At 46.2% G+C, this 17,316-nt stretch carries 14 protein-coding genes; 3 read left to right on the top strand and 11 right to left on the bottom strand.

Annotated elements, in window-relative coordinates:
- Positions 1-22: 22 nt before the first annotated feature.
- The 8 genes from aspS to VC188_RS00790 form a co-directional block, all read right to left on the bottom strand.
- A complete protein-coding gene (gene aspS, locus VC188_RS00825) occupies positions 23-1,822 on the bottom strand; it encodes an aspartate--tRNA ligase (RefSeq protein ID WP_323482724.1) in 1,800 nt (599 codons plus the stop codon).
- A gap of 16 nt (positions 1,823-1,838) precedes the next feature.
- Positions 1,839-2,492 carry a DUF502 domain-containing protein gene (locus VC188_RS00820; RefSeq protein WP_216190583.1) on the bottom strand — a complete coding sequence of 218 codons (654 nt, stop codon included), beginning with the start codon at positions 2,490-2,492 and terminating at the stop codon, positions 1,839-1,841.
- Between the two features lie 52 nt (positions 2,493-2,544).
- The gene (ubiB, locus tag VC188_RS00815; RefSeq protein ID WP_215321054.1) at positions 2,545-4,131 is read right to left on the bottom strand and encodes a ubiquinone biosynthesis regulatory protein kinase UbiB; all 1,587 of its coding nucleotides are present in this window, start codon (positions 4,129-4,131) and stop codon (positions 2,545-2,547) included.
- A 3-nt stretch (positions 4,132-4,134) separates the two neighbouring features.
- Positions 4,135-4,755, bottom strand: a complete 621-nt coding sequence (locus tag VC188_RS00810; RefSeq protein ID WP_323482723.1) for a ubiquinone biosynthesis accessory factor UbiJ — start codon at positions 4,753-4,755, stop codon at positions 4,135-4,137.
- 53 nt (positions 4,756-4,808) lie between these two features.
- Complete coding sequence (locus tag VC188_RS00805; RefSeq protein ID WP_216190586.1) at positions 4,809-5,717, bottom strand: Tim44 domain-containing protein; 909 nt, start codon at positions 5,715-5,717, stop codon at positions 4,809-4,811.
- Between the two features lie 70 nt (positions 5,718-5,787).
- Positions 5,788-6,531: a bifunctional demethylmenaquinone methyltransferase/2-methoxy-6-polyprenyl-1,4-benzoquinol methylase UbiE gene (ubiE, locus tag VC188_RS00800; protein WP_216190587.1), complete on the bottom strand. Its 744-nt coding sequence runs from the start codon at positions 6,529-6,531 to the stop codon at positions 5,788-5,790.
- The gene (locus tag VC188_RS00795) at positions 6,531-6,929 is read right to left on the bottom strand and encodes a gamma-butyrobetaine hydroxylase-like domain-containing protein (protein WP_215362211.1); all 399 of its coding nucleotides are present in this window, start codon (positions 6,927-6,929) and stop codon (positions 6,531-6,533) included. Before VC188_RS00795 ends, ubiE begins: the two co-directional genes overlap by 1 nt.
- Positions 6,929-10,768: an FAD/FMN-binding oxidoreductase gene (locus VC188_RS00790; protein WP_323482722.1), complete on the bottom strand. Its 3,840-nt coding sequence runs from the start codon at positions 10,766-10,768 to the stop codon at positions 6,929-6,931. Before VC188_RS00790 ends, VC188_RS00795 begins: the two co-directional genes overlap by 1 nt.
- A 134-nt stretch (positions 10,769-10,902) precedes the next feature.
- On the opposite strand from VC188_RS00790, the gene ilvA reads away from it, so the two are divergent.
- From ilvA to queF, 3 genes are read left to right on the top strand one after another with little or no spacing between them, the layout of a single operon-like run.
- On the top strand, positions 10,903-12,423 hold the full coding sequence (gene ilvA / locus VC188_RS00785) for a threonine ammonia-lyase, biosynthetic (RefSeq protein ID WP_216190589.1): 1,521 nt from the start codon (positions 10,903-10,905) through the stop codon (positions 12,421-12,423).
- A gap of 12 nt (positions 12,424-12,435) precedes the next feature.
- Complete coding sequence (locus VC188_RS00780; protein ID WP_072582710.1) at positions 12,436-13,344, top strand: 5'-nucleotidase; 909 nt, start codon at positions 12,436-12,438, stop codon at positions 13,342-13,344.
- A 13-nt stretch (positions 13,345-13,357) separates the two neighbouring features.
- A complete protein-coding gene (gene queF, locus VC188_RS00775; RefSeq protein ID WP_215321060.1) occupies positions 13,358-14,185 on the top strand; it encodes an NADPH-dependent 7-cyano-7-deazaguanine reductase QueF in 828 nt (275 codons plus the stop codon).
- Between the two features lie 8 nt (positions 14,186-14,193).
- Here queF and VC188_RS00770 read toward each other — a convergent pair whose 3' ends face one another.
- The 3 genes from VC188_RS00770 to VC188_RS00760 all read right to left on the bottom strand — a co-directional run bounded on the left by VC188_RS00770 (position 14,194) and on the right by VC188_RS00760 (position 17,289).
- Complete coding sequence (locus tag VC188_RS00770; protein ID WP_215321061.1) at positions 14,194-15,429, bottom strand: hypothetical protein; 1,236 nt, start codon at positions 15,427-15,429, stop codon at positions 14,194-14,196.
- Positions 15,430-15,567: 138 nt separating this feature from the next.
- Positions 15,568-16,023 (bottom strand): single-stranded DNA-binding protein, encoded by a 456-nt coding sequence (gene ssb / locus VC188_RS00765; RefSeq protein ID WP_215321062.1) that lies wholly within the window; start codon positions 16,021-16,023, stop codon positions 15,568-15,570.
- Positions 16,024-16,104: 81 nt separating this feature from the next.
- Positions 16,105-17,289: an MFS transporter gene (locus tag VC188_RS00760; protein WP_323482721.1), complete on the bottom strand. Its 1,185-nt coding sequence runs from the start codon at positions 17,287-17,289 to the stop codon at positions 16,105-16,107.
- Between the last annotated feature and the right edge of the window lie 27 nt (positions 17,290-17,316).

The following is a 17,316-nucleotide window of genomic DNA, read 5'->3' as shown; positions in this document are numbered from 1 at the left end:
AGTGGGAACTAATTAAATTACTTTAAGCAGCAGGGGTCGCTTGACGCAAACGAATATGCAACTCACGCAGCTGACGCTCGTCTACTGGGCTTGGAGCTTGAGTTAACAAGCACTGCGCACGTTGTGTTTTAGGGAAAGCAATCACATCACGAATGGATTCTGCACCAGTCATCATGGTTACGATGCGATCCAGACCGAACGCGATACCGCCGTGAGGAGGGGCGCCATACTGAAGTGCATCTAACAAGAAACCAAACTTCGCTTGCGCTTCTTCTGCATCAATTTTCAATGCACGGAATACCTGGCTTTGAACTGCTTCTTGGTGAATACGGACTGAGCCGCCACCAATTTCACTACCGTTCAACACCATGTCATACGCTTTAGCTAAACACTTACCTGGATCAGACTCCAAATACTTCATGTGCTCATCTTTAGGGCTAGTAAACGGATGATGACAAGCAACCCAACGGGCTTCGCCTTCATCGTAGTCAAACATTGGGAAATCTACTACCCACAATGGCTTCCAACCCTCTGAAAAGAGGCCATGGGCTTTACCCCAAGCGGACTGGCCAATACGCAAACGTAAATTACCAATTGCATCGTTTACTACTTTTTCTTTATCGGCACCAAAGAAAATAATGTCGCCATCTTTTGCACCAGTGCGCTTCAAAATGCCTTCAATCGCTGCATCATGCAAATTCTTCACGATTGGTGACTGCAAGCCATTACGGCCCTCAGCAACAGAATTGACCTTGATCCAAGCCAAGCCTTTAGCGCCATAAATACTGACGAACTGAGTGTAGTCATCGATTTCGCTACGGCTAATTTCAGCGCCGCCAGGAACGCACAAGCCCACAACACGGCCACCAACCTGATTCGCTGCACCTGAGAACACCTTGAAATCAACATCTTTCATTAAATCGGTCAATTCGGTGAATTCGAAGTTCACACGCAAATCTGGCTTATCAGAGCCAAAACGCGCCATACCTTCAGAATAAGGCATGGTTGGGAATGGATTAGGAAGCTCCACATTCATGGTCTTCTTGAAAATATGACGAATCATGTTTTCAAACAAATCACGAATTTCCAACTCACTTAAAAAAGCAGTTTCACAGTCGATCTGAGTAAATTCAGGTTGACGATCTGCGCGCAAATCTTCGTCACGGAAACACTTGGTAATTTGATAGTAGCGATCAAAGCCAGCGACCATTAACAACTGCTTGAATAACTGTGGAGACTGTGGCAGCGCAAAGAACTGGCCATCATGCACACGGGAAGGCACCAAGTAATCACGCGCGCCTTCTGGGGTGCTCTTAGTCAACATCGGTGTTTCGATATCGATAAAGCCAGCATCATCTAAATAACGACGACACTCCATCGCCACGTTGTAACGCAAACGTAAATTCTTTTGCATTTGTGGGCGACGCAAATCTAATACGCGATGAGTCAATCGAGTAGTCTCTGACAAATTCTCATCATCAATTTGGAATGGAGGAGTTACAGAAGCATTCAGAATCACCAAGCTATGGCAGAGGATCTCTACTTTTCCGCTAACCAAATCCTTGTTCTCAGTGCCGGCAGGACGTGCACGTACAAGACCTTTAATCTGGATACAGAACTCGCTACGAACTTGCTCAGCAAGAGCAAACATTTCTGGGCGATCAGGATCGCAAACAACCTGTACAAAACCTTCGCGGTCACGTAAGTCAATAAAGATTACGCCTCCGTGGTCACGACGGCGATTAACCCATCCAGCAAGAGTAACTTCTTGACCAATCAGTGAATCGGTTACCTGGCCGCAGGTATGGCTTCGCATTGACATAACAATTTCCTATAAATCAAAAATGGTGTGGCAACTGGGATGCAGTTAAACCACTAGAACTATTGGGGGGAACAGAGCCCATTGAAACAATATGTTTCAGAGCCTCTTCAACACTCATCTCTAATTCAATAGTTTGTGCACGTGGCACGATCATGAAAAAACCAGAGGTTGGATTTGGGGTTGTAGGCAAAAATACGTTGACGTAGTCTTCACCTAATTTGGCAGTCACTTCTTTTGCTGGGATACCAGTTTGAAAAGCAATCACCCAAGAATCAGCATGGGGATAGCGAATCAGCAAGGCTTTGCTAAAGGCTTGTCCACTTCCAGAAAATAAAGTCGATGAGACTTGCTGAACGCTGGAATAAATGGAACGAACAATCGGTATGCGATTAACAAATTTATCCCAGACCTTTAACCACCACTGTCCTGCAAAATTAATCGCAGTCAATCCAGTGAGCAGGATGACCACAATCACAATCAATATGCCAACGCCTGGGAGATCGCGGAAATGCTGTAAATCTCTCGCAGCATCTTCAGGGAGAACCACAATAATGGCGTGCATTACAGAACCAAAAACACCGTCGAGCAGACCCAAGCCCCAAGCAATCACCCAAATGGTGATCGACAATGGTGCCCAAACGAGGATGCCAGCAATAAAGTATTTTTTCATGTGTTCTGCCTAACCCGATATTTTAGCGGGTTAGCAGCCAATCAGCGAGAGACTAATAAATGCCTAGGCTGATGATCAAAATTCCAGCCAAAAACCCACCGGCAAAGAGTAAAGCGCCCGCCAACAGGCGATGTGTACGTCTTTCTTGTAATAAAAGAGCCTTTAAGACCTCTAATTCCCCATTTTGGTCTTTGATGGGGGAACGGACCTGGGCTAGGCTATCGGCAATCAAACGGGGCAATGTCGGCAGAATTTTGGCCCAAGTAGGGGCCTCTTCCTTGATGCCATCAATAAGACCACGCCACCCTAACTGCTTGCTTACCCATTTTTCCAGAATCGGTTTGGCTGTTTTCCAAAGGTCCAGATCAGGATCCAATTGACGGGCCAGCCCCTCGACATTCAAGAGGGTTTTTTGTAGCAAAGTGAGTTGCGGCTGAATTTCCACCTTAAAGCGACGCGATGTTTGAAATAGGCGCATCAGCACGATGCCCAAGGAAATTTCTTTCAGAGGGCGATCGAAATACGGTTCGCAAACAGAACGTACAGCACCTTCCAATTCTTCAACACGGGTGTTGGCGGGGACCCAACCTGATTCAATATGTAACTCAGCAACACGACGGTAATCGCGATTAAAGAACGCCAGAAAATTCAAGGCTAAATAATTTTTATCGGATTCACTTAACGCGCCAACGATTCCAAAATCCAGAGAAATGAAACGGCCAAAAGTTTCTGGCTCTAAGCTAATCATGATGTTTCCGGGATGCATATCCGCATGGAAGAAACCATATTCAAATACTTGGGTAAAGAATATTTCTACACCATCCGAAGCTAATTTCTTAAAATCAACACCCGCCTCTCTGAGCGCTACAGTTTTACCAATCGAGATGCCATACATTCTTTCCATGACAATCACATTGGTATGGCATAAATCCCAATACATCTCCGGAATCATTAACTTATTCGAATCCGCAAATTGCCTACGTAGCTGACTCGCATTAGCGGCTTCGCGCATGAGATCAAGCTCATCATGCAAATAAGTATCGAACTCCGAAACGTTCTCACGCGGCTTTAAACGGCGGCCATCTTCGGAGCTTTTTTCAATCACTTTGGCTAAGTCGTACATCAAGGCCAAATCACCCTCAATCACTGGCAGAATGCCGGGGCGCAAGACCTTAATGGCTACTGAACGACCCTCCCATTCAGGATGCTTATCTGTACCACGCAAGACTCCGAAGTGCACCTGCGCAACTGAAGCACTGGCAACAGGTGTTGCATCAAAGCTAATAAACACTTCCTCAATTGGCTGACCTAGATCGGCTTCAATCAAACGACGCGATTCTTCGTTTGAGAATGGTGGTACTTGATCTTGTAATTTAGCCAATTCATTAGCAATATCTTCTGGCAATAAATCGCGACGCGTAGACAGTACCTGACCGAACTTCACAAAGATAGGGCCTAGTGCCTCGAGCGTTAATCGAATACGCTCGCCTCTAGGCAAATGACTGCCCGGAGAGATCCAGCAAAGCATCGTCAAGAATCCGCGACGAATGCCCGGCTTTAGAAGATCACGCAGAAGTGGCAATAAACCATAACGCCATGCGGTAAAGAAAATGAAAAAGAGACGAGCAATTCGACGCACGATTTATTTAGCCTTTTGCTCTAGAAGTTGAATACGTTTTTCCATACGATCTACAGACTCACGTAAATCACTTAATTCGGATTTACGAACCATAAAGTCTCGTTTATTTAAAAGCACTTTCTTTTCTTCGCTGACATACTCCACTACATTGTCCAGTAAATCACTTACGGCAGAACGGGTAGCAGATACAAACTTCTTACCCTGCCTCACAGCAAAGTTTGCAGGTGCATCTCCCACTAGGCGAGCTAAATCTTCCTCGTATTCCCAGCGCAACTGCCCCGCGAGACGACCCAACAATTGGGCTAAGTCTGCATCACCTGTAATTTTGACTGCTTTAAAAGCTTGCTCTCGCAAAGAGCCAGCGCTGCCAGCCACGTCGCTCAAGGCCTTGGCAGAAACATCCAAGGTGAGTGAAGGCGCCTCAATCTCTTTCAAGCTAGCCAATAAACCATCTGGGTTGATCTCAAAACACAGATTACCAAGAGGTAACTGCAGCAAAATGGTTTTGTTGGCATGACGGGCCAATTCTGTAGACGCCCAAGGCTCGCTACCCAACACGTGATTAATCCCCCGGCAGGCTGCGCCAGAAGCAATCGTATGGGTAGTCGAAAAATGTCTGTTCATGAGTGTAAAAAACCCGCACTAGTGCGGGTTTTCCGACGGAAAGTACCTAAAGCTTAAACCAACTGGGAAATACCCGCCAGTACCCAGCCACCAGGACCTTCCACAGGCTTGCTCAAATTCCAGATTTCGGAGAATTCACTCGCTGGAGCACCCTGCTGCTCACGAATCATGCCACTGAACTGAACGCTACAGAAATAATGGGCATCTGCCGTCTCAACCCCTAATAGCTGAGCATTAATGGTCACGACATCTGTTTGATTACTGCCATCAGTTCTACCAGCTAAATCTTGCTGAATCGTGGCAAACATATCAGGAGTTGTAAATTCACGTAAGGATGCAAGATCACCTTGGTCCCAAGCTTTTTGCAAAGTTACAAAATATTGTTTTGCATTTTCCAAAAATGTTTGCTGATCGAAACCCGGGGGCAAGGTTGACTGAAATACCTCAGGTTCTGCACTCACCCCGCCAAATGCGTTTGCAGCAGGAGTAAATGGAGGCTCTTGTCTTGGCATCTCAACGCTATTGCGCTGCATACCTTGAGATGGAGCATTAGAGTTTTGACCAGCACCAGACATCGCTGGCAATAATCTACGAATCACGAACATAATGACAAAGCCAGCCAACATTGCGATCAGCAATCCAGTAACCAATGAAGAGGCTGCTTCACCTAAACCAAAATGCGATAAGAGGTAACCAATTCCCAGACCCGCAGCTAAGCCACCCAAAATACCACCCATGCCACCAAAACGACTAGGCGCAGGTGCTTGAGGGGCTGGGGTTGGAGCAGTCGGCTGCGCTTGCTGAACTGGCTTTTGCACAGGAGTAGCCTGACGTTGCATTGGTGCACTTGGCGCGCGTCCAAAACTTCTTCCTCCACCTAAGCGAGCAGCATCAACTTGACCAACCATTGCAATGATCAAAGTAAAACTCAAGAGAACTACTTTAAAAAAATGTTTATTCATTTTTATATTTACCCCTTCTTTTAACTACTGAACTTCTCTAGTTTTTAAGAGCTTAAAAACTATATAACCATCAATATTTAATACCAATATGTAAAGCAACGATACCCCCAGTCATCCTATGGGTTTCCACTTCATCAAAACCAACCCCCAACATCATTTCTTTGAGGGCGTCTGCATCGGGATGCATGCGAATCGATTCAGCTAGATAGCGATAGCTTTCTGAATCTTGCGCAATCTTCTCACCCAACCAAGGTAAAACCTTAAATGAATAAGTGTCATAAACGGGCTGCAAAAAGGCATCAGGCTTGGAGAACTCCAATACCAAAACACGGCCACCAGGTTTGATCACACGGCACATTTCACCTAAAGCGATCTCTTTATGTGTCATGTTACGCAAACCAAAAGCAACGGTCACCACGTCAAAATGATTGTTCGGAAAAGGAATTTTTTCGGCATCAAACTGCACGCAAGGCAAAGCCATGCCGCGATCCAATAAGCGGTCACGCCCCACGCCCAGCATAGAAGCGTTGATATCACTTAACCAAACTTGAGCATCTGGGTTGCGCGCCCAATCAGCGGCCTTTGCAAAAGCCGCGGCGAGATCACCAGTACCGCCGGCAATATCCAAAATCTTTTGGCCAGGACGAACATTTGCGCGAGCAATCGTCACTTTTTTCCAAATACGATGCAGCCCGAATGACATCAGGTCATTCATGACGTCGTACTTACTGGCTACCGAATGAAAAACCTCGGCAACCTTGCCGGCTTTTTCAGCTTCATCAACACTTTGATACCCGAAGTGCGTTTTACTCATTAGTGACTTCCACAAGAATGGCCTGATGCACCGCCTGATTGAGTCATCGGTGTATCACGATCTAAGCCGGCAGCGGCCAATTTATCTAAATGCTCTTTCCATAATTGCTCTTGGTTCTCACACAGAAACAATAAGTAATCCCAGGTAAATAAGCCAGAGTCATGCCCATCCGAAAAGCTGGGCTTGAGTGCATAGTGGCCAACAGGTTCAATGTTGGCAATCAAAACATCACGCTTGCCCGTCTGTAATGTTTCCTGCCCTGGCCCATGGCCCTGAACTTCGGCGGAAGGAGATAAAACCCTTAACAATTCAAAAGGCAAACGATAGGTATTGCTGTTCTCATAGGAGAGCTCCAAGACCTTGGATTGCTGATGCACAACGATATTGCTTGGAATCATTAAACAAGGACCCTCTCAATACCACCATGGTTAGCCTTGGCTACATAGTCCTGCATCCAGTCTTTACCAAGTAGCTTTTGAGCCATTTCAACAACAATGTAATCAGCTGTAGTGTCACTATCCGCATCAAAACGCGTCAGGCCCTGTAAACATGATGGGCAGCTGGTTAACACTTTGACCTCGCCAGTGAAATCATCTTTGCGCAATTCAGTCGCAGCTTTTTCCATCTCAATCTGCTTACGGAAACGCACTTGAGTAGAAATATCAGGACGTGTGACGGCTAATGTGCCAGATTCACCGCAGCAACGATCATTCTTCGCAATCGCTTTGCCATCTTCGAGTTGAATTAACTCATTCACCGTCTTCAGAGGGTCTTGTAACTTCATTGGGGAGTGGCAAGGGTCGTGATACATATACTTCACGCCCGTTACGCCAGAGAGCTTAACGCCCTTCTCTGCCAAGAACTCATGAATATCAATAATGCGGCAGCCAGGGAAAATCTGTTCAAACTGGTAACCCGCTAACTGGTCATAGCAAGTGCCACAAGAAACAACTACGGTCTTGATATCTAAGTAATTGAGAGTATTAGCTACGCGATGGAATAACACACGGTTATCTGTGATCATCTTCTCTGCTTTATCAAAGTCGCCATTACCACGCTGCGGGTAGCCACAACAGAGATAGCCCGGTGGCAGAACCGTTTGAACGCCTACATTCCACAACATCGCTTGAGTAGCTAAACCAACTTGCGAGAACAAGCGCTCAGATCCGCAACCCGGGAAGTAGAACACCGCCTCGGTATCTGCAGAAGTTGTCTTAGGATCACGAATGATCGGAACATAGTTCGCATCTTCAATATCCAGCAAAGCACGCGCTGTTTTCTTGGGTAGATTGCCAGGCATCTTCTTATTTACAAAGAAAATCACTTGCTCTTTGACGCTCGGCTTTCCTACTGTTGAAGGCGGATGGGCAGTTTGTTTTTTCGCAAACTTCCGTAAGACATCATTACCCAAGCGTTGCAACTTATAACCCCAGCCAATCATCGTCTTGCGAGCGAGATTAATGGATTCTGGACTAGTGGCATTTAAGAAAAACATGGATGCTGCTGTACCAGGATTAAAGCGCTGCTGACCCATCTTGCGCAAGAGATTGCGCATATTCATGGTCACATCACCAAAGTCAATATTGACCGGGCATGGAGTTAAGCACTTATGGCAAACCGTGCAATGCGCTGCGACATCATCAAACATTTCCCAGTGACGAATCGAAACACCACGTCGAGTTTGCTCTTCATATAGGAAAGCTTCAATCAATAGTGATGTTGCGAGGATTTTGTCGCGCGGGCTGTAAAGCAAGTTTGCACGTGGGACATGGGTTGAGCAAACAGGTTTACATTTGCCGCAACGTAAACAATCTTTTACGCTATCGGCAATCGCACCAATATCGCTTTGCTGCATGATGATTGACTCATGGCCCATCAAACCAAAGCTAGGCGTGTAGGCCATGCTCAGATCAGCATGTGGCATCAACTTGCCTTTATTAAAGCGACCTTCTGGATCAACGCGATTCTTATAGCTGCGGAAATCTTTGAGTTCAGCTTCTGTTAAATACTCTAATTTAGTAATACCAATACCATGCTCACCAGAAATCACACCGTCTAATGAGCGGGCTAATTTCATGATCCGATCTACGGCGCGATGCGCATCTTGCAACATCTCGTAGTCATCCGAGTTCACCGGGATATTGGTATGAACGTTGCCATCGCCAGCATGCATGTGCAACGCGACGAATACGCGCTTACGCAACACGTTTTTGTGAATTGCTTCTAGCTCGGCCAGAATCGGCTCAAATGCCAAACCACCAAAGATGATGCGCAACTCTGAGCGCACTTCCTCTTTCCATGAAGCGCGCAGACTGTAATCCTGCAGTCGCGGAAAATAAGAGTCCATCTCAATGAGCCACTCAGCCCAACGCCCACGGACCTTGGCAATAAGCTCTAGGGCTTGCTGAACACGATCTCCCAAGATTTCTGCTGTAGGGATCTCATACTCAGCATCACTCTTACCTAGCGGTAATGCGCTCTTTTTCAAGAAAGTCTCAAGACCATCAAGTACTTGCAACTTGTTCTTGAGAGAGAGCTCAATATTGATGCGATCGATACCGTCGGTGTACTCACCCATACGCGGCAAAGGAATCACAACGTCTTCATTGATCTTAAAAGCATTGGTATGACGGGCAATCGCCGCTGTGCGGGCACGATCGAGCCAGAATTTCTTACGAGCTTCAGTGCTGACTGCAACAAAGCCTTCGCCAACACGTAAATTTGCCATGCGCACTACTTCACTAGTAGCAGCAGCAACAGCTTCCTCATCATCGCCAGCAATATCGCCAATCAATACCATCTTCGGCAAGCTATTGCGCTTCGATTTAGTTGAATAACCCACCGCTCTTAAATAGCGATCATCCAAGTGCTCCAGACCAGCCAAAATTGGACCACCTTGCTTGCTTAAACCATCTAAGTAAGCTTTGATTTCCACAATACTCGGAATTGCCTCTCGCGCTTGACCAAAAAACTCCAAGCAAACCGTGCGCATGAATTTAGGCATGCGATGCAATACCCAAGTTGCGCTAGTAATCAAACCATCGCAACCTTCTTTTTGCACACCAGGTAAACCTGATAAAAATTTATCAGTAACGTCTTTACCTAAACCTTCTTTGCGGAAACGTCTGCCTTCAACTTCCAATAATTCTGTTTTTAGAATACGCTGACCCGGCTCGCTATTGCCATCAGACCAAGTGAGCTGAAAACGGACCGTTGCCACGTCATGGATCTTGCCCATATTGTGTTCAAGACGCTCGACATCCAACCAATTGCCTTGCGGATCCACCATGCGCCAGCTAGCCAGATTATCTAAAGCTGTTCCCCAAAGAACCGCTTTCTTACCACCCGCATTCATGGCAATATTGCCGCCAATGCAGCTTGCATCGGCAGAAGTAGGATCAACTGCAAACACAAGACCAGCATGCTCTGCAGCATCAGATACGCGACGGGTCACAACGCCTGCGCCAGTGAAGATGGTAGATACTTCGCGATCTAAGCCTGGCAGTTTTTTAGCTTTTACACCACCAATATCTTGCAACTTCTCAGTGTTAATCACTGCCGACATTGCATACAGCGGAATAGCGCCACCGGTATAACCAGTACCGCCTCCACGAGGAATGATCGTGAGACCTAATTCAATACAAGCTTTAACTAGGCCGGGAATTTCAGATTCGTAATCCGGCTTTAGAACAACGAGTGGAAACTCCACGCGCCAGTCTGTTGCATCGGTAACGTGAGCGGCACGAGACACGCCATCAAAGCAAATATTGTCTGCAGCAGTATGACGACCTAACTCCTTACGAGCACGCTTACGAATGACTTCAACTTCTTTAAATCCGTTTTCGAAATTTTCGATTGCGCGATAAGCGGCACTTAATAGAATTTCCACTTGGTCAGCAGAATCACCACTATTACGCTTCTTGACTTCGCCCAAGCGATGCCAGAGCGCATCAATTAATTGTTTGCGGCGATTGGGGCTGTCCAGCAAATCATCTTGTAAGAAAGGGTTGCGCTGAACTACCCAAATATCACCCAGAATTTCAAACAACATGCGAGCGGAACGACCTGTACGGCGAACGCCACGCAAGTTGTTGAGAACACGCCATGACTCCTCGCCCAATAGGCGAATCACAATCTCTCGATCAGAAAAGGAGGTGTAGTTGTAGGGAATTTCGCGAAGACGGGGGGAGCCCGCCTCAGCATCCAACAACTGGTTCAAAGCTAATGGTGCGTTCATAGCGACATATTTGATAAATAAGCATTTTAATTGAGTGAACCTGATAGTGGCAGGATTCCGAGAAAGTTGCTCCCCAAAGGGATAAACCCTTGCAAATCTAAGGGCTTAGGAGCCATCCGTGGTACGCTCATCGGATGGCAACGAACTATTTAAAGAAAATTTTATCGGCTCGCGTCTATGACGTAGCCAGAGAAACCGAACTTCAGCTCGCCCCAGAACTAACTAAGCGTTTGGGCAACCAGGTCTTACTCAAAAGAGAAGATAACCAGCCGGTTTTCTCCTTCAAACTCCGTGGCGCCTACAACAAAATGGCCCATTTACCCCCAGAAGCCTTAAAACGCGGAGTTATTACAGCTTCCGCAGGCAATCATGCTCAGGGTGTAGCCCTATCGGCAGCCAAAATGAAGTGCAAAGCCGTCATCGTGATGCCGGTTACGACCCCTAGCGTCAAAATTGACGCAGTCAAGGCCAGAGGCGGATCCTGGGTGGAAATCATCCTTCATGGTGAATCCTATAGCGATGCCTTTAAACATTCTGAGATTCTCGGCAAAAAACGGGGCTTAACTTTTGTCCACCCTTTTGATGATCCCGATGTCATCGCAGGTCAAGGAACGATTGCCCACGAAATTTTTACCCAATACGAAAAACCCATCGATGCAATATTTGTAGCTATTGGTGGTGGTGGTTTGATTTCCGGCATTGGCGAATACATCAAAGCTGTTAGCCCTAAAACAAAAGTCATCGGCGTTCAAGCTTCTGACTCAGATGCTATGAATCAGTCACTCAAAGCAAATAAACGTATTGAAATGAAAGACGTCGGTTTGTTCTCTGATGGCACTGCTGTGAAATTGGTTGGCAAAGAAACATTCCGTATCTGCAAGAAAGTAGTAGACGAGATTGTCACTGTCGATACAGATGAAATCTGTGCAGCTATTAATGATGTGTTTACTGACACCCGCAGTATTCTTGAGCCCGCTGGCGCACTCGCTATTGCAGGCATGAAGAGGTATGTCGAGAAAAAACGTATCAAGAAGAAAACCCTAGTGGCTGTGGCATGTGGGGCGAACATGAACTTTAGCCGTCTCCGCTTTGTAGCTGAGAGAGCAGATGTTGGTGAGTTCCGCGAAGCCGTGTTTGCAGTCACTATTCCGGAAGAACGTGGCTCCTTTAAACGCTTCTGTGAATTACTCGGCAAACGTAACGTGACTGAATTTAACTATCGCATTGGTGATCAAAGTGAAGCCCATATTTTTGTTGGTATCAGCACACAAAAATCCGGTGATAGCGAGACGATTGCAAAGCATTTCCGAAAAGCCAAGTTTGCAACCATTGATCTCACGCATGATGAGCTAGCAAAATCACATTTACGCCATATGGTTGGAGGGCACTCAGCGCTGGCTAAAGATGAATTGCTCTATCGCTTTGAGTTCCCAGAGCGACCAGGCGCTTTGATGAAGTTTTTAACCAGCATGGCTCCTAACTGGAATATCAGCTTGTTCCACTATCGCAATCATGGAGCTGACTATGGCCGCATTCTGATTGGTATTCAGGTGCCTAAGAATGAGCAGAAGAAATTTCAGAGTTTCTTGGCAACCTTAGGCTATCCACATTGGGATGAAACCAATAACCCTGCCTATCGCCTATTCCTGAAATAAGCCCAATCTCAAATGTCATACACACTCACTGGAAAACTCGTCGTCGCGATCTCTTCGCGCGCCCTGTTTGATTTCGAAGAAGAAAATCGCATCTTCGAATCGACCGATGACAGCGCTTATATGAAGTTGCAGTTAGAGCGCCTCAGTGAGGCCGCTCAAAAAGGGGTGGCATTCCCCTTGGTCAAGAAACTTCTCGCTTTTAATGATGAAGGTGAGCAACGTGTCGAAGTAGTCATTCTTTCTCGCAACGATCCAGTCAGTGGTCTGCGTGTATTCCGCTCTGCCGAACATCATGGCCTGCATCTTGAGCGTGGCGTATTTACCAGAGGTAGACCTCCGTATCATTATTTGCGCTCTCTACATGCCAATCTCTTCTTGTCTGCAAATGAAGATGATGTGCGAGCAACGATTGATGCAGGCTTTCCTGCCGCTCGTGTGTATCCAGAGTCCAGCAAAACCGCTGAGTCTCATCCTAATGAAATCCGCATCGCATTTGACGGAGACGCAGTTCTTTTCTCCGATGAAGCCGAACAAGTCTTCCAGAAAAAAGGTCTTGAAGCCTTTGTGGATCACGAAAGCAAGAAGGTCGATATTCCCTTGCCTCCCGGCCCATTCAAACCTTTGCTAGAAGCCCTACACAGACTGCAACGCTCCACTAGTGAAAACGGTATGCGCATTCGTACCGCATTAGTTACAGCACGCTCTGCACCTGCCCATGAACGAGCTATTCGTACACTGATGGCGTGGGGTATTGATGTGGATGAAGCAATGTTCTTAGGCGGCCTCTCAAAGAGCGAGTTCTTACGAGAATTCGAACCAGACTTTTTCTTTGATGATCAAACTGGTCATTGCCAATCAGCAGCCTCTGTTGCACCTACAGGCCACGTGGTATCTGGCGTATCAAATAAACCTAAGAAGTAAGTGAAATACTGTAATGGCAACCTTACCCCTCGGACAATCAACGCAATACCCAGATCAATATGATCCGAGTGTGCTGTTTCCCATCCCCAGATCTGAGAACAGAAAGAAGTTGGGCCTTAAAGAAGATCAAGCCCTACCCTTTGTTGGTGTTGATCTATGGAACGCCTTTGAGCTGAGCTGGCTTAATCAAAAAGGTAAACCGCAGATTGCTTTGGCGGAGTTTCAGATTCCTGCAGACTCACCGAACATGATTGAGTCTAAATCTTTCAAGCTTTATCTCAACAGCCTTAACAGCGCACGCTTTGAAGATGAGAATGAAGTTAAAGAGCGCCTCATTACAGATTTATCTGCAGTTGCTGGCAGCAAGATCACCACCCGCATTAACCCAACAGAAGTGGTCTCTAAAAAGGGAATGCGAGAAATGGGTGGCATTTTGATGGATCGGCTCGATATTGAGATTGATCCAAACCTACCAGCAGACCCAAGCCTACTGGGTGTTAATGAATCCTTTGGCCCTATTGAACAATGCTTGGTTTCGCATCTATTGAAATCCAACTGTCCCGTTACTGGCCAGCCAGACTGGGCGAGCGTACAGATTCGTTATCAAGGACGTCCAATTTTGGAAGAGGGTTTATTACGCTACCTCATTGGCTTTAGGCAGTTGGGTGAGTTCCACGAGCATTGCGTGGAAACCATCTTTACTGATATCAAGCATCAGTGCAAACCAGAGAAACTTTCTGTCTATGCGCGCTACACAAGACGCGGCGGTTTAGATATCAATCCATTCCGTACTGACTACAACTCCCCTTGGCCAGAAAATATTCGACACGCACGTCAATAAGTCAAAACTTAAGGCGTCGTAGTCTGGATGCTTACTTGTGCGGGCTTGCCATATATCTTTTCCAGATTTGTATGAATACTTGGGGCCTGAGAAAAGCAGCTATTTACTAAAGCTGGGTTCAAGTACCAGCCTACATAGCCTTTTGCCTCATCAATAAATGACTTCATCACAATTGCACTGTCAACGTCATCAAGACCTGCTGACTTCAATTTCGATAAGGCAATGGAGCAGGCGCGAGTGAGATCGGCCCCCTCCACTTTTGTCACTTGCTGCAAAAGACTTGGCGCTGAACTATTTAAGAGTTGCATAAAGTTTTGACTAGAACCAGGCACCTGGAAATTTAAAATATAGTCTGAAGACAGGTTTTCACGGCTAGCCAAATCCTCAATATTTGCCACTGTTGGATAGAAGATACTTCTAAAGTATTGAACTTCTAACTTTACTGTGAACATTAATTGCTTATCTGCTTTAGGATCTTTTTGTAGTTGCTGAATTTGTTTATCCGTCAGACTACTTACGCTTTGATCAACCTTATATACAGGGATTTGCACTGCGCTAATTCCTCGACGCAACTCTGACCAGCTAAATGTCACGGGCACTTTTGCATCAATCATTCCCTGCAAAAGGCTATTGGCTTTCTTCTGGGTATCGCTCATCACTGAATTACCAATGGTTGCTGAAATACCCCCAATCGCCGCTGCTGATCCACCTGTGGCAACCATTGCTGCGGCGCCAAGAAGTAATTTTGCAGAACCTACAAAGTCTTGATTTGAATCATTCGAGCTTCTGACATTCAGGACCAAAGATAGATTTCCTGGATTAAATACTGAGTAAGCACCAAGACTGGTGATTGGCACTATCTGCAATGGTGTAGTGCTCAGAGAAGAGCACTCAGAGCCGCTATCCCTGCCATCAAAAGTCCCAATTGGAATGTCTACTTTATCAAGCTTGCTCTTAAACCCATAGGTAACAACCGATAGAACAAGCTGAGTTTTATCCGATCCCCAGAAACTACGACTAGCCATCTGCGTGCATGTATTAACTGGAATCACTTCAGAAGTAATTGTTAGGTAGCCGTCATTGCCCCGTCCTTCTTGCAACCATTCGGGAGAGTCTCCTTTAACAAAGGAAGGGTTCATATCCGGAAAGAAGAAGGGTGCACCATAAGACAAGCTAGGTATGATGGCCGCAAGCACTACCGCGCATAGTAAAAAGACTAACTGCCTTATTCCTCTGATATTCATATGGGCATTTTAAGGTCAATAGTGAATGTCAGATTTACATACACCCAAGAATCCCGATCACATAAAAGAAAACCCCAATAACTAATTGGGGTTTTCCTGGTTTTTAGTAAAAACTACTTACTAGGCATTCCGAAGTTATTAAAACGGAATATCGTCGTCCATTGCGCCTAATGATGCAGCGTTTGATGCTGCTGGGGCAGACTGCTCAGCCGGCTTTGAGCGGCTATAGCTCTCGCCACCATCACCACTTCCACCTACTGGCTTGCCACCAAGCATTTGCATTGTTTCTGCAACGATCTCTGTGGAATACTTTTCTTGGCCACTAGCGTCAGTCCATTTGCGTGTGCGCAAACGACCTTCAACATAAACCTGCGAACCTTTTTTGAGGTACTGACCAGCGATTTCTGCAAGCTTGCCAAAGAATGCAACACGGTGCCATTCTGTGGTTTCTTTCATTTCGTTAGTTTGTTTGTCTTTGTAGCGATCAGATGTTGCTACTGAGATGTTTGTAACTGCGTCGCCACTTGGCATATAACGCGTCTCTGGATCACGTCCTACGTTACCTACGATGATGACCTTATTTACCGAAGCCATGTTGTCTCCCGAAGAAAAATACTACTGTTATTACTGCTAAAAAATAAACTGCTCGCTTTAATTTAATCAATGAAGCTGCGGTTATGTCGTTGTGCTTACATCCTTGGAACCTGTTGCTCTCGTTGGCATTTCACCCATCGACCAAGCAATTATAAGCCAGCAAACGAGGAGTGCTGCACCCATGGCAAAGACCGATAAATCACCGTGGCTATCCATCAAATAGCCCCCAATGACCGCCCCTGAAAACAAGCCAATGGATTGCGTAGTGTTGTAAACACCTAATGCAGTGCCCTTGGATTCTTTAGCAAAACGAGACACCAAAGAAGGTTGTAAGGCCTCGAGTAGATTGAAGCCTACAAAATACACTAGTAGCGCAATTGCAATCGTCATGACTGAATTGGCTTGCGTAAAAATCAATTCTGCAACCAGCAATAAAACAATCGCAACTAACAAAATGGTTCTTAACTTCTGCTTCTTTTCACCATAGATAATGGCGGGTGCCATGAAGACAAATGACAGTAGTACTACAGGAAGATAAATTTCCCAGTGTGAAGAAAGTGGTAATCCTGCCTGCACCAAGAGTCTAGGAACCACCAAGAACATCGCAACTTGAGTTGCATGTAATACAAATACACCGAGATTCAAGCGCATCAAGTCCGGATGAAAGAAAACTTCTTTCAATGAAGCTTGTTGCACTTTCGCTTCAGGCTTACTCGTTGGCAAAACGTAATAAGTCACAAACATCGCAATCACACCCAACACTGCCAGAACGATAAAAATTCCGCTCAGACTAATCGCTCGATAAATCGGGGCGGCAATCACTAAAGACAAAGCAAACGAGAGGGCAATACTGCCACCTACCAATGCCATAGCTCGAGTGCGAACCTGCTCGCGAGTCAAATCCGCTACCCATGCAGAAATCGCCGCTGAGACGGCCCCAGCCCCCATAATCCCGCGGCCAATCGCAATCCAAAGCAAATCATCTTTGGCGGCACAAATTAAAGCTCCAGCCACAAACAGGGATAGACCCCATAAAACAACGGGTTTACGCCCAATTCGGTCCGATAAACGGCCTAAAGGGATGTAAAAACAGGCCTGAACAATATTAAAGATTCCGAGAGTCAAACCGACCCAAAGTGCGTGCTCACCACCCGGCAAGCCACGCGCATGGAGGCTAAAGATGGGCAGTAGCAAGAATAGGCCCAGCATACGGAGGCCAAATATGCCTGCTAAGGCCAGAGTGGAGCGAAGTTCAGAAGGATTCATGGGAAAGAGCTATATTAACAAGTTACG

It is taken from the genome of Polynucleobacter sp. MG-28-Ekke-A2 (assembly GCF_035012985.1).
GTDB lineage: Bacteria > Pseudomonadota > Gammaproteobacteria > Burkholderiales > Burkholderiaceae > Polynucleobacter.
This window is presented reverse-complemented; position numbering and strand designations above follow the sequence as displayed.